This window comes from Bradyrhizobium sp. Leo78 (assembly GCF_059512425.1).
The window spans coordinates 127,025-145,300 of record NZ_JCAMOT010000003.1; the positions used below are offsets into that span (position 1 = coordinate 127,025).

An 18,276-nucleotide genomic window follows, 5' to 3' on the forward strand; every position below is an offset into this window, starting at 1 on the left:
CGCCGACCGAGGTGAAGTCGAACACGCCTCACTGTTCGAGAGAAAATCTTCCCGCGCCAGCCAGGATCAGCGACCTTGAGCATCGGGCGCACCGCGCACGAGGTGATCACGATCGCCGCGATCGCGCTCGTCTGCGCCGCCATTTCTATCTCGCCCGCACTCGAGCCGATCCGCGGCCTCTCGCTCGACATCCTGACCGCGCTGCGCTGGAGGATATTCCAGAGCGCATCCGACCCCACCGCTTCCCCCACAGTTGTCGTCGCGATCGACGAGGAAAGCTATCGCGCGGCGCCGTTCAAGGGATCGCCCACGCTGACCTGGACCGGCGAGATCGGCCGCGTGCTCGGCGCGATCATCGATGGCGGTGCCAAGGTCGTCGGCTTCGACCTGGTGATCCCGACCTCGATCGAGCTGTCGCAAATTCCGTTCGGCGACGGCGTGCTGGGCGAAAAGGTGCGCGGCTTCGATCGCGACTTCCTGCGCGCCCTCGCCTCCGCCTCCACATCCGGCAAGGTCGTGCTCGGCGAGATCCTGCGCGGGGATCAGCCGATCCTCCCCTCCCCCGGACAGCGCGTTGCCGTCCGCCAGCAGCAGAACATCCGTCCGCTCAATGTCCACACCGACAGCGACGACACGGTGCGGCGGGTGCCGTTGACCTTTGTCGTCGGCGACGCAAGGGTTTCCGGCATGGCGCTCGAACTGGCATCGCGTGCGCTTGGTGCGACGGCCGACAGCGACGCCAGTGGCAACGTGACGCTCGCCGGTTACCGGATTCCGAGCCCGGTGCCGAACACGATGACGCTGAACTTTGCCGGCGGCGCGGACGACATCCCGACCTTTTCCTTCGCCGACCTGCGCGCCTGCGCGGCCAAGGGCGGGAAGGATTATTTCCGGCGTTGGTTCGACGGCAAGATCGTCCTAATCGGCACCGTGCTCGACATCGAAGACCGCCAGGCGACATCCAAACGATTTGCCACCGCAGGCGACGGGAGGCGCCCTCTCCCGCGCTGCGCGCCCGACGCCAGTCCGCCGGACGTTCCGGGCGTCGCGCGCAGCACCATCGCGGGCGTGTATATCCACGCCACCGCCGTCAACAACCTGATCACCCGCAACGCGGCGCGCGAGCCCGGCCTCCTGCCGACGTTCCTGATCGCCTTCTTGTTTGCCGCGCTGGCCGCAACGGCGGCGCGCCTATTCAGGCCATTCACCGCCGTCCTCTGCTGCGCAGCGGCGAGCGCGCTCGGGCTCGTCGGCGCCACGTTCGCCTTCACCCACGCACTGGCGCTTCCGCTGGTCGAGCCTTTCGCGGCAGGCACGGCTGCGCTCGCGGCGATGGTCGGCCTTCGCTTCGCCGTCACCGATCGCGACCGCCGGCTGTTGCAGAAGAGCTTTGCGCTCTATCTCGCCCCACACGTCATCAACGGCATGCTGTCGTCGAAGAAATTGCCCGAGCTCGGCGGCGAAGCGCGCGAGGTCACCGTGTTCTTCTCCGACCTCGCGGGCTTCTCCGCGATCGCGGAAAACATGCCGCCAGACCGGCTGATGTCGCTGATGAACGAATATCTTTCTGATATGACCGATGTCATCGAGGCCAATGGTGGCTATGTCGACAAATATATCGGCGATTCCATCGTCGCGGTGTTCGGCGCGCCCGCCGACGATCCTGACCATGCTGCGAACGCGGCGCGCGCGGCGCTCGACTGCTGCACACGACTTGCAGAGCTCAACGCCACCTCGCCGGCCTTCCGCGACCATCCGCTCGCGCAGCGCATCGGCATCAATTCCGGCGAGGCGCTGGTCGGCAATTTCGGATCGCGGCGGCGCTTCAATTATTCCGTGATGAGCGATGCGGTGAACCTCGCCTCGCGCCTCGAAGGCGCCAACAAGTTCTACGGCACCACCATCATCGCCTCGGACGCGACGGTGGCGCTCGCAGGCAGCGGCTTTGCCTGGCGCGAGCTCGACGAAGTCCGCGTCAAAGGACGGAATCAAGCGCTGAAGATCTACGAGCTGGTGGCGCGGGCGGACGCGCTGTCGGAAGCGCAGCAGGCGCTGATCAAGACTTACGGCGAAGGACTCGCGCATTGGCGCGCCGGCGAATTCCACCTCGCCACGGAGGCTTTCGGCCGCTCGGCCGCGACCGACAAGCCGGCCGCATTGTTTCGCGAGCGCGCCGAACAGATGGCCGCGCAGCCGCCGGGCGGGGACTGGGAGCCGATCCGCACGCTGCAGGAGAAGTGAGGCACATAGCCCGGGTGGAGCGAAGCGTAACCCGGGACCCCTGGTAAACGCGGATGCAGAAGTCCCGGGTTGCGCTGCGCTCCACCCGGGCTACGAGGCCCGATCATTGCGGAATTGTGTCGGGCGGCCCTGCCGAGCCATTTTGTGACCCCGAAATGCCGGTCTTCTGATCTCGACAAGCGCGGCCAAGCTGTATAGACGGGCGCGGCGCGGAACGGCGCGCAACCAGAGCCGAGCTTGTCGTGCCATGACCAGTCCCGAGCGATACGAGAAGATCGCCTTCGTTGCCAGCAGCGGCACCGAGGCGCAGGCGGCGCTGGCGCAACTGACCGCGCTCTACGGCAATTGCGACGCCGCGGACGCCGACGTCGTGGTCGCACTCGGCGGCGACGGCTTGATGCTGCAGACGCTGCACGCCAACATGCGTTCGGGGAAACCGATCTACGGCATGCATCGCGGCACCGTCGGCTTCCTGATGAACGAGTACGCGACCCACAACTTACGCGAACGGCTGGCGGCCTCGCGGGAATCTTTGATCAGCCCCCTGCTGATGCGCGCCACCGACATTCACGGCGCGGTGCATCTGCATCACGCCATCAACGAGGTCGCGCTGTTCCGCCAGACCTATCAGGCCGCGCGCCTGCGCATCCTGATCGACGAGCACGAGCGGATGCCTGAATTGATCGCCGACGGCATCCTGGTCGCCACCCCCGCCGGCTCGACCGCCTATAACCTTTCGGTGCAGGGCCCGATCATCCCGATCAACGCCGCCCTGCTCGCGCTGACCCCGATCAGCGCCTTCCGCCCGCGGCGCTGGCGCGGCGCGCTGTTGCCGAATTCGGCGTTCGTCGTGATCGAGGTGCTCGAAGGCACAAAGCGCCCGGTGGCGGCGGTCGCCGACCATGACGAAGTGCGCGACGTCAGCCGCGTCGAGGTCTTGACCGACAAGACCATCTCGATACGCATGCTGTTCGATCCCGGCCACAGCCTGGAAGAGCGCATCCTGCGCGAGCAGTTCGGGTACTGATCCTCCCCCTCCTCGCAACCTTTCCTTAACCGCCACAGCGATATGGTTAACGTCGGGTAATGCCGTTTGGGCCGGGCGGGACATGTATCGCATCGATTTCAACAAGCTGCGGTTTCTGATCTGCGATGACAATCCGCATATGCGCCGCATCCTGCGGACGCTGTTGCATTCGTTCGGCGCGCGCGAAGTCTACGAGGCGGAAGACGGCGCCACCGCGCTGGAAATGTATACCCACTACGTCCCGGACATCGTCATCACCGACTGGTCGATGCCGATTTTCGACGGGCTCGAACTCGCACAGATGATCCGGCAGCCGGAATCCAACGCCAATCCCTACGCGCCGATCATCATGCTGACCGCGCATTCGGAGAAGCGCCGCGTCACGGTGGCGCGCGATGCCGGCGTCACCGAATTCCTGGCCAAGCCGATCTCGGCCAAGGGACTTTACCAGCGCATCCTCAATGTCGTTGCCAACCCCCGCCCCTTCATCAAGACCAAGACCTATTTCGGCCCGGACCGCCGCCGCAACACCAGCAACACCTATATCGGGCCCGAGCGCCGCGTCGGCGGCGAGATGGAAGTGATGCAACAGCCGTCGCTGCTCGAGAAGGCACGTTCGGCGATCTAGGCGGCGAGGAGATCATCATGGCGAAAGAGAAACCGGGCGCGGTCGAGATCAAGACCTTCGCCACGCATCATGTGATCACGCAACCCAATCCGCTGCGCGGAGTCTTGCGCCGCATCCCCCCCGACATCGATCATGACGACCCCGTTGCGCGCGCCGAGCAGGCGCTTGCGGATCTCTCCGGCGAATTCAAGCAGTGGATGACAATCGAGGCCGACCGGCTGTCGGCCGCGCACGCCATTGTGCTGCGCCACGGCTTCTCGCACGAAACGCGCGAAGAGCTGTTCCGCGCCGCTCATGACATCAAGGGCGACGCCGCGACCTTCGGCTTTCCCTCCGCCGGCGCCGCCGCCGAAAGCCTGTGCCGCATCATCGAGCACGCCCCCGATCTCGACCAGGTGCCGGCGGAGCTGATCACCCACCACATCAACGCGATCCAGGCGATCGTGCGCGAGCGCACCAAGCTCGACACCGCCGTGATGGCAAGCGCGCTCAGCAGGCAGCTCCGCGGCATCGCCGATGAATTCCTGCTCAAGGTCAACCACGACCGCCCAGAACATCTCGAAGCCATCCTCGCGCCGAGCATCGCACCGGCGGAGTAATGGAGCCTGCGTAGGGTGGGCAAAGCGCAGCGTGCCCACCATCGTGAGCGGAATGGTGGGCACGTCGCTGCGCTCCTTTGCCCACCCTACGCAGCTCGTCGCTATCCCCCGTCATTCCGGGATGCGCCGCCAGGCGCAGGCCCGGAATCCATTGGGCTGCATGCGCAGGCGGCGAAATGGATTCCGGGTTCGATGCTGTCGCATCGCCCCGGAATGACGACGTGTGTTGCGGCGGCGGTTTTTCCTACGCCGCGATCAAATCGTGCTCGAGCGGTGCGAGCGCTTCTTCCGCGACCAGCTCTTCGCAGAAGACGCGTGCTTCCTCGCGCGCGGATTCGGTGGCGAAGCGGCGGAGCAGGATCAACAGCGGTTCGGCGGCCTGCCGATCGGTCTCGCAATGGGTCAGCACGCGCTCGACCATCCGTCGGCGCAGCCTGACCGCGCCGTCGATGCTGTCGACATAGCCGGCTTCGTGGCTTGCCTCGAGCGCGGCACGGAAGGCGGCAAAGGTAGATTCCGGCAGGCCGGCGCGGATCAATAGCGCGTCGAGACTCGCGGCGCCGCGGTCATGCAACAGCGCGGCGATGCGCGCCTCCGGCAGGTCGGAGAGTTCGGCGAGGGCTGCGCGGAACAGCTCGATATTGCCCGAGAGCAGCGCACGCAGGATCAGACCGGCGGTCAGTTGGCAGGTCGCGCGCAGATGCGCGACGAGGCCGCGCATCTCCTCGCCGCGCGAGCGCGCGGCGATGTGAACGGTCGAGCGCTCGCGCGCTTCGCTGGCGATACGATCAGCCCGATCGGCGGGGAGCCAGTTGCGGGCGACCACGAATTGCGCCAGCGTCTCCGACAGCTTTGCCACCAGCGCCATGCGGGTCGCGGCCGGCAGGCCTTCCAGCACCAGCATCGCCTCCCGGATCGCGGCAAGATGGCCGTGCCGTTCGACGATGCGGTCCCATGAGAACGGTGCGAGTTCCGCATTCGCGTTCTCGATCAATTCGAGCGCTGCGGCGGCACAGCCGACTTCGGCAATCGCCGCACCGACGGATGCAGGCAGATTGATCCGCCGCGCGATCGCGCATTGCATCTCGTTGTTGCCGGTCGCGACAATGTCGACGAGATCGGCATCGATCAGGAGTGGCGAATGTTCCAGCACCGGCAACGCAATTGCGGGCTGGTCGACCGCGAGCGCCTGCACGATGGCCGCCGGCGCCTCGGCGCTGCGCGCGAACACCTCGGCCATCGCCTGCCGCACCAGCGGCGAGGGATCGTCGAGCAGCATCAGCAGCGCGCCCTCGGCAGCGATGCGGTCGTCCTCGGAAAGGTCTGAAATCAACCACGCCCGCGCCAATGCCCGGGTGGCCTCGGCCCGCTCCCCTGCCGGAGCGGTCCTGATCCAATTGATGAACTGCCGAACGATCATGGCCCTTCCGGCTTACGCAACGAGACGACACGGTGATGCAGTGCCAACGTAACCAAAGATAAACCATGACGCTTAACAAAGCGTTCACCATAACTCTTTGGGTTTATTGACGTTTCGTTAATGATGAGCGCCTGCCTCCAAGTACACCGACCTCATCCTGAGGAGCCTGCACGGCAGGCGTCGCGAAGGATGGGCCGCGGGCGAGATCGGGGCCTCATGGTTCGAGACGCGCGTGCCGCGCTCCTCACCATGAGGGGCAACCACCTGTCGGAGCGTCAGCCCGAGAACGTGCCGTTGCGGTCGCTGAAAAGGTCGAGGCGGCCGGGAGGCCGCACTTCGGGAGTCTGGCCGGAGAGCGAGGCGACCTGTGACGAGCGACCCCATAGCTCCTGCACAGTCGGCGAGATCGGCTCGGCGCGGTCGCCGGCCTGGAACAGCGAGCGGAACATCGGATCGCCCGGAGCGGATGCCGTCTGCGAGCCGGCCACAGGCGACACCGCGCGGGAATCCGGGAAGCCTGAGAGGTAGGCGGCGTTGTCGATTGCCGGCGCGGGCGCAGCGCTCGCGATCTCGCCGCCGGCCGCGGCAAAAGCAGTGCGGGTCGCGCTGGAATTAGCAGCGCCGGCATAGCGCGCGTTCAGCACCGAATAGACTTCCGACACGCTGCGGGCGCGTCCTGAACCGTCATAGAAGATCGAACTGTTGGCGGCGGCCGCCTTCGGGAACATCTGCGCGGCACTGGCGTTCGGATTGCCCTCGGCACTCGAGATCAGTTTCGCTGCGCCGCCGACGCCCATGAAATGCGCCATGTAGAGTTCGGCATCGGTCGGGCGACGGCCGATGCTGCCGGTGAGCTTGAAGCTGTTGGACTGCGTCAGCACGCCGGCCATTGCCGACGCCGCATCCGGGTCGTCGCGCAATCGCATGATCGCGGCCCGCGCCTGCGGATCGCTGACCGAATAGCTGCCGTCAGAATTCTTCGTGATGGCATCGGCATATTTGCCGTAGCCGAGCTTATCCCCCGCCTCCTTCACCGTGCCGAGCCAGGTCTGGTCGATGAACTGAAACAGCCCGCGCGCGGATGAGGTCGACGCGGAAGCCCGCGGGTTGAAGTTGGATTCCATCTTGGCGGTCGTGAGCAGGTATTGGAAGCTCGTGCCGGTGGTGGACGCGGCCTGCTTGATCGAACCCGCGATCTTCGCGCGCGTCGGGTCGACACCTGCCGCCGTCCCGGCGTTGAATGTATCGATCGCCATCGATTGATGCCCCGCTCCTCGCGAAACGCTCGCGTGGGCTTCATGAACGCCGGTAATCGGCGCAGCTCCCTTCAATACCCTGCGGCAGTTATGGTTAATGGGAAGTTAAGGAGGTGGAGCCTTACGGCTGCGCCTCGTAATACCGCGCGACCTGATCGATCTCTTCCGCGGTCATCTGGCGGGCGATATTGCGCATCTGCTCGCTGATGTCGTTGCGGCGGGTGCCCGATGCGAAGGCCTGCAACTGCGACTTGATATAGACGGCGGACTGGCCGCCGAGCCAGGGGCTGCCGGCCTTGATGTCGATTTCGCCGTGGCAGGAGCCGCAGGGCGGGATGTTGCGCATCGGCGCGCCCGTCACCACGATCGCAGGCGGCGGCAGGTTCGGATTGACCTGACTGGAAGGCACACGCGGCAGATAGGCGTAATAGAGCGCGACGTCGCGCATGTCCTGGTCGGTCATATTGGCCGCGAACGGGCTCATGACGACGTTGACCCGCGCCCCGGTCTTGAAGTCGTTCAACTCCTTGTACGTCACCGCGGCGTACTGCCCGGCGAGGTTCGGCGAGTTGGCGTCGCTGACGCCCTGCGGCCCATGGCAGATCGCGCAGCGCTGCGCGAGCGTCGCGCCACGGCCGATCGACACCTGATCCTGCCGTGTCAGCATTTCCGGAGTGACCACGACATTCGACGTCTTGAACGCAGGCGGGACCGCCGCGGCGGGTCTCGGCAGGTTCGGCACGCCGGCTGCGCTGCAGATCGCATCCCAGATGCCGGCAAGCTTCAGATTGGGCTGCAGCAGCGGCAGCCAGATCAATCCCACGACCGCGGACAGCACCGCGATGGCGGCGGTGACGCCGACGCTGATGCTGAACCAGGGGTTACGCGGCGAATAAAGCTCCTCCTCGCTCATCTGCTGGCTCCGACATAAACGGCAGGCACGCTGGTATTCTTCACGGCCATCAGTTGGCCGATCGGATAGCCGTAATTGACGACCGTCAGCCCGATCATGAGCGCCAGCCACAAGCCAAAACTGTTGAGCGCAACCGGAATGCGCACAGGCATGTGCAAGGGGATGGCAAAGCGATAGGCGCCCGCCTCGCCCCTCGGCGCGAACTGGCCGCGGATCAGCACGATCAGGAACAGGATACCTGACGTCAGCAGGATCAATCCTCCGAACGCCGACATCGTCACCGAGAGGGCCTGCGGCGCGATCGCGGGATTGGCGTAGTCATAGAACGCCATGCGACGCGGCATGCCGAGGATGCCGACATAGTGCCACGGGAACGTTGTGACGATCATGCCGATGAACCAAAGCCAGAGCTGGGTGCGCATCATCCCGTAACTATCCAGCGTGCGGCCGGTCAAATGCGGCCACAGGTCATAGGCGATCGCGAAATACATGATGACGATGGCGCCGCCGAAGATCAGATGGAAGTGGCCGGTGATCCATTGCGTGTTGTGGATGCTGGTGTTGAGCTGATAGCTCATGTTGATGAGCCCGCCGGCGCCGCCGAAGCCAAGCATCACGAGCGACAGCGCGGTCGCGAGCATGATCGGATTCTTCCACGGCAGCGCGCCGATCCAGCCGAACGCGCCCCTGCCCCCGCGCAGCCGGCTCGCGATCTCCGCAGACGCGCAGATCGTGAATACCGTGAGCAGCGTCGGCAGCGCGACGAGACCGGTGAACACCGATTGCATGAACTTGAAGCCGGCGCCGACCTGCGGATCGGCAAACAAATGATGCACGCCGATCGGCATCGCGACCACGACGAACATGATGAAGGCAACCCGCCCCATCGCGTCGCTGTAGAGCCGGCCGCCGATCGCGCGCGGGAAGATGGTGTAATATGCGATGTAGGTCGGGATCAGCCAGAAATAGACGATGGCGTGCAATGTCCAGGAAAAGAATACGCGCGCCAGTCCAGCATCGATGGTGGTGCTGAGCCCAAGCGCGGTTGGAATGATCTGGAAAATCAGCTCGACCGCGGCGCCGACCGCGGTCCAGGCCCAGAGATAGGAGCCGGCGACATTGGCGAACATCGCGAGCGGCACCGGCTTGTCGCGATTGTCGCGCTTCCAGACCGCGAGATTGATCGACATCAGCGCGACCCAGATCCATGAGCCGACCACGACCAGGACCACGCCGATGTAATAGAAGGGATTGCCGATCATCGGCGGATAGAAGGTGTAGAGCACGGAGGCGAGTCCGAGCGAGACTGGGATCATCGCCATCACGCTGCCGATCGCGACCAGCGCGATGCCGGCCCAGGCCCAGCGCCGCCCGATCAGCGGCCGCTCCAGCGCCGCTTCGCTGATGGCGTAGCCAAAGCCCATCGCGATCAGGGTCGGGAACACATAGCCCATCACCGTGCCGTGCGCGGTGACCGAGCGATAATAGAATTCCGGATTGAAGTGCCAGGCGTTCAGCGGGCTGCGCACGAACATCTGCCAGGCGCCGAGCACCAGCGCCGCGCCGAAGACGATGAAGGCGAGCCAGAAATGCGCCAGGATCAGCCGCTTGTTAATCAACACAGGTGAGCCTCCGTTTGCTCGCCGCCATGTTGCGGAACGTAGCCTGGTCGACCACCTTGACCTTGCCCCACATGCCCTGATGGCCGATGCCGCAGAATTCCTGGCACGGCATCATGTGTTCGCCCGGCGTCTTGAAGCTGATCGGCAGATCCGAAACATAGCCCGGCACCAGCATGATGTTGATGTTGGTGCCCTCGATCAGGAAGCCGTGCACGACGTCGGCGCTGGTGGCGCGAACGGTGATCGGCGTTTCCGCCGGTACCACGAGACATTGCGGGGTGAATGAATATTGCTGCCCGATCGCGCGCACCGTGACGGACCCGTCGGCCTCCAGCGCGCTGCCGAGGTTGCTTTCGACGAATTCGCCGGAAAGATGCAAGGTCGTGGGATCGGCGGTCTCGACGCGCCCCTGCGGCATCGTCGTGTGGTAAATGCCGAAGAAGGCGGCCAAGCCGACGAGCACGCCGATGATCACGATCGACAACGTTGCCCAGCGCCGCTCGATGCGCGCGGCAACCGCCTCGCCGAGGCCATGCGCGCCGTGACTATGATCGGTCTCGCTGGTCACGATCAGGCGCTCCGCGGCAGGAAGACGAAGAGATAGAAGGCAAACCATAAAGCGACGACGATCCCGGTCGCGATGCCCGCCACCGCAATCGCGCCGCCGGGACCTGCGCGCACGATCGCGTCCACCGCCTCGTCATCGGAATGCTGCGCCCGCCCTTGCGAGGATGAATCCGTCATGGCGCACCCCTTCTCCAGATCATGCTCTACTTCAGCGTAGCCGTGCGCAATTCGTTGGCCTGCCGCGCCGATACCGGCGCACCGCGATTGCCCCAGGATGTCCTGATGTAAGTGACGACGGCGGCGACCTCATCGTCGGAGAGGCGCTGCGCGAAGGGCGGCATGCCATAGGGCATCGGGTTGCCCGCGGTGCCCGGCGGATAGCCGCCATTGAGCACCATGCGGATGGCATTCACCGCCGAGGCCATCTGGATCGACTGATTGCCGGCGAGCGGCGGATAATGCGGAGGCATGCCGAGGCCGGTCGCGCCGTGGCAGGTTGCGCAATCGCGGTCGTAGATCTGCTTGCCGAGCGAGAGCAGAAGGCTGCTCTCTGCAGTTGGCAACGCCGGCGGCGGCTTGTCCGGCGAGGTGCCCTGCGCGAGGCCCTTCAGGTAGACCGCCATCGCGCGGATGTCCTCGTCGTTGAGATATTGCAGGCTGTTGTAGACGACTTCCGCCATCGGCCCGTAGACCGCGCCGCGCGCAGAGACGCCGGTGCGCAGATAGTCGACGATTTCCTGGATGCTCCACTCGCCCAGCCCCGCTTCCTTGTTCGAGGTGAGCGACGGCGCGTACCAGTACTGCATCGGAATCAGGCCGCCCTCGAACGCCTGCGATTCCGAGCTGCCGCCGAGCGCGTTGATCGCGGTGTGGCACATGCCGCAATGGCCGAGACCTTCGACCAGATAGGCGCCCCTGTTCCATTCCGCCGACTTGGTCGGATCGGGCTTGAACTCGCCTTCGTTGAAGAACAGCGTGCGCCAGCCGATGATCAGAGAGCGATTGTTGAAGGGAAAGGTCAATTCGTGCGGCTTGTTGACCTGCTTCACCGGCGGGACCGAACGCAAATAGGCGTAGATCGCATCGGAGTCCTCGCGCGTCACCTTGGTATAGGAGCCGAACGGCATCGCGGGATAGACGAGACCGCCGTCCGGGAAGCGGCCATCATGCATCATCCGGTAGAACTGGTCCGAGGTCCAGGTGCCGATGCCGGTCTGCGGATCGGGCGTGATGTTGGAGGTGTAGAGCGTGCCGAACGGCGTCTTCATCGGCAGCCCGCCGGCAAAGGTCTTGCCTTCGCGCGCGGTATGGCAGGCGATGCAGTCGCCGGCGCGGGCGAGATACTCACCCTTCTTGAGCAGCTCGGCATTGGCGGGCGGGTTCTGCTGTGCAGTTGCCGGTGTCATGCCGGCGAAGCACAGCGCCAGAAGGAGAATCAGCTTGGTCGAGAGGCGTTGCATCGGCGAGCTCCCTTCAACGCGGCTCGCTGCCGCATGCAAGCGGCATCGGCAGACTGCCTTGCGGCGCGAACGACGGGTCTGCCGGCGCCGGACGCGATGAGAGATAGGCGGCGACCGCCTTCACATCGTCTTCGGTGAGAAGGCTTGCGACGATCTGCATGCAATCCGGGGCCGCCGCGGTGCGCGTGCCGTAGCGCCAGCCGCCGAGCTGGGCGCTGATATAGCTTGCGCGCAAGCCGAGCAGGCCGGGAATCGCGGGCTCCATGCCGCCGAAGCTCGGGCCGTGGCAGCTTGCGCATGGCGGAATGCCGCGCTGCGCATCGCCGTTCTTCACGATCGATTCGCCGCGCGCGAGTATAGCGTCACTGACGGTCGGGATCGCAGGCTCCGGAAATGGCGGCCGCAGCGATGCGAAATAGTCGGCCATCTTCTTCAGGTAGTCGTCGGGCAGGAATTCCAGCAGATAGTTCATCGGCGGATATTTGCGCCGGCCGTCCCTGAACGCGACGAGCTGATTATAAAGATAGCCTGCGGGCTTACCGGCAAGACGCGGGAAATAGACGTCGCTCGTCCCCTCGCCTTGCGCGCCATGGCAGGACGCGCAGGCCAGCACGCGGGCCGCCATGGTGTCGGGCGCCCGCTCCGGCGTCTGCGCCTGCGCGGGAAGGAATGGCAGCGCGAAAAAGACAAGACACAATCGGAGTAGAGAAAAACGACGCGCCACCGTTGTAACCCCATCTCGACGACGAGTGGGAATTTTTGCACATCATTTTGACGGTGGCAACGCAGCTCGCGCGCTGCATCGCGCCATGTGCGCAACGATGAGAATTATTGAGTCTATTTGCGATAGACTTTGTATGGATCGACCAAGCGTTCGGCGTCGATGAATGACAATCGTGTGTCGCCATCTTCACCCTTGACGGCGCGATAGAAGCACGAACGGCGGCCGGTGTGGCAGGCCGCACCGATCTGCTCGACGCGAATCCATACAGCGTCCTGGTCACAATCCATACGCATCTCGATCACGCGCTGGGTGTGGCCGGAGCTTTCGCCCTTGCGCCACAGCGCATTGCGCGAGCGGCTGAAATACCAGGCTTCGCCGGTCGCAATGGTCTTGCGCAGCGCTTCGTCGTTCATATGCGCGACCATCAGCACGTCGCCATTGGCGGCGTCGGTCGCGACACAGGTCACGAGACCTGACGCGTCGAATTTGGGCTGGAATGCCAGCCCTTCCTCGCGGTCGTGATCATGTGCTGACACGGGATAAGCCTCGCAATGTTGTGCGAGGCTACCGGGTCGGTCCTCGCACCAGGGACAGGAAACGCTGCTGCTCCGCCGGATTGTCGCGGAACATGCCGGTGAAGCGGCTGGTGAAGGTCGACGCGCCATGTTTGGCGACCCCGCGCACCGACATGCAGGTATGCTCCGCCTCGATCAGGACGGCAACGCCGCGGGGCTTGAGGACCTCGTCGATCGCAGCCGCGATCTGGGCGGTGAGATGCTCCTGCGTCTGCAGCCGGCGGGCAAAGATGTCGGTGAGCCGGGCGAGCTTGGACAGGCCCACCACCCGCTCGACCGGCGTATAGGCAATATGTGCCTTGCCGTAGAACGGCATCATGTGGTGCTCGCACTGCGAGGTGAACTCGATGTCGCGGACCAGCACGAAATCGTCATAACCGGCAGTCTCGCCAAAGGTGCGGTCGAGCACCTCGGCCGGGCACTGGTGATAGCCCTGGTAAAGCTCGTCAAAAGCCTCGACGACGCGGCGTGGGGTGTCGAGCAGCCCCTCGCGATCCGGATCCTCGCCGATATAGCTCAGCAGCGTCAGAACCGCCTGCTCGGCTTCAGCACGCGACGGGCGCGGCTGGTCGGCACGGACGGCGGCGGCAAGGAATTCGGACGGATCGAGCTCGGCCGGCCGGGTTTCGATCTTTTTGGACTCGTTGCTCTTGGCAGGGCGGATCGATTTGATTGCAGCGTCCATTCGACGTCTCTCCGTTCGACCGGTCCCTTCTCGGACCGGGTGTGTCACCGGGCAGACGGCGCGGCCTGGTGCCGCCGGACGCCTGGAGTCCCTTCATCCTAACACCGGCAGCATAGCATTGGCTTCTGAACTGGCCCGCGCCGATGGCATGGCCGGACTGTATTTCGGCCGATACGGTTCATATATAGGACCATAGAACCCAGCCGCCAAGGGTGCCTTACCCCTCTGCCCACGAGCTCTATTCGCATGCTGAATGACATCTACAACAAGCGGATCATCGAACTGGCCGGGAATATTCCGCGCCTCGGACGCCTTCCCGACCCCGATGCCAGCGCCACCGCGCATTCGAAACTCTGCGGCTCGACCGTGAAGGTCGACCTCAAGATGGACGGCCCCGTCGTCACCGACTTCGCCCATGACGTCAAAGCCTGCGCACTGGGGCAGGCCTCCTCCTCGATCATGGCAAGGCATGTCGTGGGCTCGACCGCCGATGAACTGCGCGAATTGCGCGAGACCGTGCGCAAGATGCTCAAGGAAAACGGCAAGCCCCCGGAAGACGGCAAATGGGCCGAGATCGCCCTGCTCGAGCCGGTGCGCGACTACAAGGCCCGCCACGCCTCCACCATGCTGACATTTGATGCCGTGGTTGATGCCATCGGCCAGATCGAGGCGAAGGCCAAGCAGCCGGCGTAAGGGCAGAACGTCGAGGGACTACTTCCCTTCTCCCCTTGTGGGAGAAGGTGGCGCGCATGAAATGCGCGACGGATGAGGGGTTGCCTCCCAAGGGTGTTCGTGGAGAGAGACCCCTCACCCCAATGAGTTAGTTGCCGACACGGGAGTAGCCCTCTCCCACAAGGGGAGAGGGCGCATCAAGCAGCATCGCGAGGCGTGGCGCGTCCGATACCGTCGTCTCAACGGCTTTAGGTTCATTTCCCCGGCTGGGCCGGGGGCGGCGTGGCGGAGCCGCCGGTGGGAGCCAGGGCTTCCGCGGTCTTGGTTGATATCGACTTCGCGGGCTGCGCCGTCGTCTCGCCCTCAGCCGCGCTGGTGGCGAAACGGTCTTGGTTCGGCTTGGTTTTCGCATCCGCGACCGGCACGGTGGCCGCATTATCCTGCGGCGGCAGCACGTCGGCGACCTCTTCGGTGGTGACGAGATTGGTCAGCCGCAACTCGTCGCGCGACAGCTCGTGCAATTCTTCCCAGGGCGGAACGCTCAGCGCCAGCGACAACAGGTCGCCTGCGCCGCCCATGTCGAAAGTGTACTTCGCGAGTCGGCCGATATCGCGCTCCACGATCATCATGTCCTGCGCGGTGTAGTTCGCGGCACGCGCGTCATCGGCGCGGTCGCCCATCCAGATCTGATGAACGCGGACATGCGCGCTTTCCGGCACGTAACGGGTCGTACCTGATAACAGCAGGAACACGCACATCGACTCGCAATAGGCTTCCGGCCTGACGCTGGCGCGCTGGCCCTTTGAGGTCTGGTTGATGACCGTCGTGCCGACGGTGGTCAATGCGCCCAGGCCACGGAAGCGGCGGCCGAGCGTGATGGCGTCGTTGACCGAGCCGCCGCTGGAATCGAGCACGATGGTGGCGCCGCCGAGCTGGCGGCCGCGGGCGAACTCCTCGAAGTCGCGCGGGCTGTCGGCGGTGATGATGCCGACGGCGGATACCCACCCCCTGCAGTTGGGCTCGCAAGCCACCCAACTGAATCGCATCGGCGTCTTGCGTTCTTCCAGACTGGCGCCAGCGCGGGCCGAATTGCCCAGCGTCGTGACCGAGCCAGGCAGTGTGATGCAAAAGGCGGCGGCGCCGAGAAGTGCCAGACCGCGAAGACGAAGCGACGTCACGAGCCTCAATTTGGTTCCTTCCCCCTGGCCCTATGGGTGAGCAGTGGCAGCGGCCCCATCGCAACGTGACATGATGGTGTCATCGAAGCGTTATCAAAACGGTAACCGTACTGACCTGTCTCGTCCATAGGACCTTTGCTGCAGCGCCGCCCGTGCGGTGCAATAGTTGCGAACTGTGGCGTAAATATCTGCAAGAACTAAGTTCCTTGCTTGGGAACCCGCGCAAGACGACATAAGTTTGCGGTATGACGCCCATGGAACATCGAACATCACATCAATTTCGATGCACAGACTGTGCCAGCGCCGCCCAGCGGCTGCCGCGCAATCTCGGCCGCGCGCTGATCTGGATCTACCGGCATACGCTGTCGCCACTGGTTGGCTACAACTGTCGGCATCTGCCGACCTGCTCAGTCTATGGCGATGAGGCGATCGAGCGCTTCGGCTTGTGGGCAGGTGGTTGGATGACGCTGGCGCGCCTATTGCGCTGCCATCCCTTCGGCACATCGGGCATCGACAACGTGCCGGAGCGGGCGCCGCCCGGCGCGCGATGGTATCTGCCCTGGCGCTACGGCCGCTGGCGCGGCGTCAACTCGCCGTAGACCAGAGAGATCGCCCTCTCCGCCGGTGCTTTCAAGTTATGCATGCATCGCTGGCGTGCGGGAACTGTGGCGGCAGTGCGGCATTGACTTCTTGCGTCCGCAGGGAGGACACCAACAATGCGCTGGAAAATCAGCCGCCACGGTCATGACCCCCGCCAGATAGATTTACTGGCGATCATCGCACTACTCATTTTGATCGTTTCCGCTTACCTCTATTTCACCCACAAGCCGAACATGGCTAACAACAGCGCCTTCATCGTGCCGAGCCAGAGCGTGCACTGGTGATGCAATGCGACATGGGTGAATTAGAGCGGCTCACGCAGCCTCGAGCGCCTTGGCAGCTTCGCCTTCGTACACGGGTGTTGCTATTCCGGCCTGCCGGGCTTTGATCTGCAGGGCGAGGATGCGCGAGTAAAACCGCCCCATCCCAACTCCGGCACTGTGAAACCACAGTCCTTTCTGTCGCGTGGGCTTCCACATGTTTCGCAGCTCACCCTCCCAAGGGCTGGGATCGCGGCGGGTGCCTGAACCAAAGCCCCACAGCGGGCCGACCTTCCTTGCAGTCTCCGGCGTCAGGATGGATTCGAACGAGCTGCGCTCGTAGCCGGTTGCGTAGAAGATCATGTCCGCGGGAATTTCGCTCCCGTCGCTAAGAACAACGCTTTCTTGGCGAAGCGCCGCGATGCCAACGCCACTCCTCAGCTTTATGCTGCCGTTCGCGACCAGCTCTGACGCACCGACATCGATGTAGTAGCCACCGGGATCGCGCAGGACCTGCGGAAACACGCCGCTCTCGTCCTCACCGAAGCTCAATCGAAAGCCGACGCTCTCCAATCGCCGGTAGAACGCCGCGTCCTTCTCCCTTACGTGCTTCACCAGCTTCTGGTGCATGCCCACCAGGACGCGCAAGGGCGTCGCGGCGAACAACAGGTCCGCAAGGTCGATCGTTATGCCCTGCGCCTTCGGCTCACTGCCGTAGAGCCTGGCAAATCCTTCGAGCAACGTCTCCAGCCTCATCACGATGGTCGGACCGCGCTGAATCATCGTGACGTCGGCGCCATCAGCGAAAAGACCCGCAGCAATATCGTGCGCTGTGGTGCCTGATCCCACCACGACGCACCGGCAGTTCCTGTGATGAGGGTTGCTGCGATACGAGCTTGCATGTTGTTGCGGTCCCTTGAACCGCTCCCTTCCGGGCACCTCCGGGATCTTCGGAGTCCCGAATAATCCGGTGGCGAGCACAAGCTGCTCCGGGTTGAGCTCGATCGCGCTGTCGCGGCGTTTGACCCGTAGGCGCCATTTCCCGCGCGCATTATCGTAGTCGGCCCCTACGCACTCTGCCCCGGTCATCACGTGGACCTGCATCACCGACTGATAAGCATCCAGCCAATCGGCGAAGCGTTCCTTCGAAGGATGCAGCGGCCAGCCGTCGGGGTAGGAGAACCCCGGCATCTGATCAAAGTATGAAGGAGAGTGCAGCGACAACGAATCGTGGCGATTTCGCCAGGTATCGGACGGTCGCTCGCGGCGATCGATAATCAGCGTAGGTACGCCCAGCTTTCGGAGCTGCACGCCCAATCCAAGCCCGCAGTGCCCGGCTCCAACAATCACGCAGTACGGCTGCTTCGCCGAAGCGGCGGTATCGCCGAATCCGGTTTCCTGAAGCGCGTCTCGGCCATGGCTGACATGGTCGAAGCTCGGCGCTTCCTCGAAGCCTTTCAGCTCCGTCATCGACGTGAGCAAGGTCCAGACCTTGCCCTCTCTCATGCGAACGACTGCTTTGCAGCGAGCGACCGTCGTCTCGAACTCGACGATTGCTTCGACGATGCTATCTTCGACACGCACGGGTCTCGTTTGCCGCCACGCCGTCGGTGCCGTACGCGCGAGGCACGCATCCAACATCTGTCGGATTTCGTCATGACCTTCAGCGGTGCGCAGGTTCCAGGTGAACGCGAGCTGGTCGCGCCAGAATGCGTCCGGATGGAACAGAATCAGCAGCGCATCGATGTCCGCAGCCGCTGCAGCGGCGTTAAAGAGGCCCAGCCATTTGTTGAATCGTTCGTCGACGTCGGCAGCGATCATATCGATCCCTCGGAACTTGGGTGACAGA

The 18,276-nt window shown here is 64.2% G+C and carries 19 protein-coding genes; 7 read left to right on the forward strand and 12 right to left on the reverse strand.

The window, feature by feature from the left end; all coding sequences use genetic code 11:
- The first annotated feature begins 75 nt into the window (after positions 1-75).
- The 4 genes from AC5ZG1_RS05275 to AC5ZG1_RS05290 all read left to right on the forward strand — a co-directional run bounded on the left by AC5ZG1_RS05275 (position 76) and on the right by AC5ZG1_RS05290 (position 4,495).
- Positions 76-2,241, forward strand: coding sequence for a CHASE2 domain-containing protein (locus AC5ZG1_RS05275; RefSeq protein ID WP_496132174.1), 2,166 nt, complete (start codon positions 76-78; stop codon positions 2,239-2,241).
- A gap of 247 nt (positions 2,242-2,488) precedes the next feature.
- Entirely contained in the window at positions 2,489-3,268 is a 780-nt protein-coding gene (locus AC5ZG1_RS05280) for an NAD kinase (RefSeq protein WP_028163273.1), read from the forward strand.
- An 82-nt stretch (positions 3,269-3,350) separates the two neighbouring features.
- Positions 3,351-3,896, forward strand: coding sequence for a response regulator (locus tag AC5ZG1_RS05285; RefSeq protein WP_496132175.1), 546 nt, complete (start codon positions 3,351-3,353; stop codon positions 3,894-3,896).
- A gap of 17 nt (positions 3,897-3,913) precedes the next feature.
- Positions 3,914-4,495 (forward strand): Hpt domain-containing protein, encoded by a 582-nt coding sequence (locus AC5ZG1_RS05290; RefSeq protein ID WP_456644654.1) that lies wholly within the window; start codon positions 3,914-3,916, stop codon positions 4,493-4,495.
- A gap of 244 nt (positions 4,496-4,739) precedes the next feature.
- On the opposite strand, the gene AC5ZG1_RS05295 is transcribed toward AC5ZG1_RS05290, so the two are convergent.
- The 10 genes from AC5ZG1_RS05295 to folE all read right to left on the reverse strand — a co-directional run bounded on the left by AC5ZG1_RS05295 (position 4,740) and on the right by folE (position 13,717).
- Positions 4,740-5,915 (reverse strand): DUF2336 domain-containing protein, encoded by a 1,176-nt coding sequence (locus AC5ZG1_RS05295; protein ID WP_456644655.1) that lies wholly within the window; start codon positions 5,913-5,915, stop codon positions 4,740-4,742.
- Positions 5,916-6,190: 275 nt separating this feature from the next.
- Entirely contained in the window at positions 6,191-7,171 is a 981-nt protein-coding gene (locus AC5ZG1_RS05300; protein WP_496132176.1) for a transglycosylase SLT domain-containing protein, read from the reverse strand.
- Between the two features lie 121 nt (positions 7,172-7,292).
- Positions 7,293-8,084, reverse strand: a complete 792-nt coding sequence (locus AC5ZG1_RS05305; RefSeq protein ID WP_130228214.1) for a c-type cytochrome — start codon at positions 8,082-8,084, stop codon at positions 7,293-7,295.
- Positions 8,081-9,706 (reverse strand): b(o/a)3-type cytochrome-c oxidase subunit 1, encoded by a 1,626-nt coding sequence (locus AC5ZG1_RS05310; protein WP_496132177.1) that lies wholly within the window; start codon positions 9,704-9,706, stop codon positions 8,081-8,083. Before AC5ZG1_RS05310 ends, AC5ZG1_RS05305 begins: the two co-directional genes overlap by 4 nt.
- Complete coding sequence (locus tag AC5ZG1_RS05315) at positions 9,696-10,274, reverse strand: cupredoxin domain-containing protein (protein ID WP_456644658.1); 579 nt, start codon at positions 10,272-10,274, stop codon at positions 9,696-9,698. Before AC5ZG1_RS05315 ends, AC5ZG1_RS05310 begins: the two co-directional genes overlap by 11 nt.
- A gap of 2 nt (positions 10,275-10,276) precedes the next feature.
- Positions 10,277-10,450 carry a hypothetical protein gene (locus AC5ZG1_RS05320; protein ID WP_496132178.1) on the reverse strand — a complete coding sequence of 58 codons (174 nt, stop codon included), beginning with the start codon at positions 10,448-10,450 and terminating at the stop codon, positions 10,277-10,279.
- A 26-nt stretch (positions 10,451-10,476) separates the two neighbouring features.
- Entirely contained in the window at positions 10,477-11,733 is a 1,257-nt protein-coding gene (locus AC5ZG1_RS05325; RefSeq protein WP_496132179.1) for a c-type cytochrome, read from the reverse strand.
- 13 nt (positions 11,734-11,746) lie between these two features.
- A complete protein-coding gene (locus AC5ZG1_RS05330; protein WP_130228221.1) occupies positions 11,747-12,358 on the reverse strand; it encodes a c-type cytochrome in 612 nt (203 codons plus the stop codon).
- Between the two features lie 212 nt (positions 12,359-12,570).
- On the reverse strand, positions 12,571-12,993 hold the full coding sequence (gene hisI / locus AC5ZG1_RS05335; RefSeq protein ID WP_496132180.1) for a phosphoribosyl-AMP cyclohydrolase: 423 nt from the start codon (positions 12,991-12,993) through the stop codon (positions 12,571-12,573).
- Positions 12,994-13,021: 28 nt separating this feature from the next.
- Positions 13,022-13,717, reverse strand: a complete 696-nt coding sequence (gene folE / locus AC5ZG1_RS05340; RefSeq protein WP_496132181.1) for a GTP cyclohydrolase I FolE — start codon at positions 13,715-13,717, stop codon at positions 13,022-13,024.
- Between the two features lie 246 nt (positions 13,718-13,963).
- On the opposite strand from folE, the gene AC5ZG1_RS05345 reads away from it, so the two are divergent.
- Complete coding sequence (locus tag AC5ZG1_RS05345) at positions 13,964-14,410, forward strand: iron-sulfur cluster assembly scaffold protein (protein ID WP_130228209.1); 447 nt, start codon at positions 13,964-13,966, stop codon at positions 14,408-14,410.
- 233 nt (positions 14,411-14,643) lie between these two features.
- Here the strand turns inward: AC5ZG1_RS05345 and AC5ZG1_RS05350 are convergent, their stop codons facing one another.
- Positions 14,644-15,576, reverse strand: coding sequence for a COG3904 family protein (locus tag AC5ZG1_RS05350; protein WP_496132182.1), 933 nt, complete (start codon positions 15,574-15,576; stop codon positions 14,644-14,646).
- Between the two features lie 245 nt (positions 15,577-15,821).
- Here AC5ZG1_RS05350 and yidD point away from each other — a divergent pair, with 245 nt between their 5' ends.
- Both yidD and AC5ZG1_RS05360 read left to right on the forward strand, forming a co-directional pair.
- Complete coding sequence (gene yidD / locus AC5ZG1_RS05355; RefSeq protein ID WP_130228207.1) at positions 15,822-16,166, forward strand: membrane protein insertion efficiency factor YidD; 345 nt, start codon at positions 15,822-15,824, stop codon at positions 16,164-16,166.
- Positions 16,167-16,283: 117 nt separating this feature from the next.
- A complete protein-coding gene (locus AC5ZG1_RS05360) occupies positions 16,284-16,451 on the forward strand; it encodes a hypothetical protein (protein ID WP_165435402.1) in 168 nt (55 codons plus the stop codon).
- A gap of 30 nt (positions 16,452-16,481) precedes the next feature.
- Here the strand turns inward: AC5ZG1_RS05360 and AC5ZG1_RS05365 are convergent, their stop codons facing one another.
- Complete coding sequence (locus AC5ZG1_RS05365) at positions 16,482-18,248, reverse strand: flavin-containing monooxygenase (RefSeq protein ID WP_130228206.1); 1,767 nt, start codon at positions 18,246-18,248, stop codon at positions 16,482-16,484.
- Positions 18,249-18,276: the final 28 nt, after the last annotated feature.

Coding starts and splice junctions, on each gene's coding strand:
- AC5ZG1_RS05280 (WP_028163273.1), top strand. CDS start 2,489: ATGACCAGTCCCGAGCGATACGAGAAGATCGCCTTCGTTGCCAGCAGC.
- AC5ZG1_RS05285 (WP_496132175.1), top strand. CDS start 3,351: ATGTATCGCATCGATTTCAACAAGCTGCGGTTTCTGATCTGCGATGAC.
- AC5ZG1_RS05290 (WP_456644654.1), top strand. CDS start 3,914: ATGGCGAAAGAGAAACCGGGCGCGGTCGAGATCAAGACCTTCGCCACG.
- AC5ZG1_RS05295 (WP_456644655.1), bottom strand. CDS start 5,915: ATGATCGTTCGGCAGTTCATCAATTGGATCAGGACCGCTCCGGCAGGG.
- AC5ZG1_RS05300 (WP_496132176.1), bottom strand. CDS start 7,171: ATGGCGATCGATACATTCAACGCCGGGACGGCGGCAGGTGTCGACCCG.
- AC5ZG1_RS05305 (WP_130228214.1), bottom strand. CDS start 8,084: ATGAGCGAGGAGGAGCTTTATTCGCCGCGTAACCCCTGGTTCAGCATC.
- AC5ZG1_RS05320 (WP_496132178.1), bottom strand. CDS start 10,450: ATGACGGATTCATCCTCGCAAGGGCGGGCGCAGCATTCCGATGACGAG.
- AC5ZG1_RS05325 (WP_496132179.1), bottom strand. CDS start 11,733: ATGCAACGCCTCTCGACCAAGCTGATTCTCCTTCTGGCGCTGTGCTTC.
- AC5ZG1_RS05330 (WP_130228221.1), bottom strand. CDS start 12,358: ATGGCGGCCCGCGTGCTGGCCTGCGCGTCCTGCCATGGCGCGCAAGGC.
- folE (WP_496132181.1), bottom strand. CDS start 13,717: ATGGACGCTGCAATCAAATCGATCCGCCCTGCCAAGAGCAACGAGTCC.
- AC5ZG1_RS05345 (WP_130228209.1), top strand. CDS start 13,964: ATGCTGAATGACATCTACAACAAGCGGATCATCGAACTGGCCGGGAAT.
- yidD (WP_130228207.1), top strand. CDS start 15,822: ATGGAACATCGAACATCACATCAATTTCGATGCACAGACTGTGCCAGC.
- AC5ZG1_RS05360 (WP_165435402.1), top strand. CDS start 16,284: ATGCGCTGGAAAATCAGCCGCCACGGTCATGACCCCCGCCAGATAGAT.
- AC5ZG1_RS05365 (WP_130228206.1), bottom strand. CDS start 18,248: ATGATCGCTGCCGACGTCGACGAACGATTCAACAAATGGCTGGGCCTC.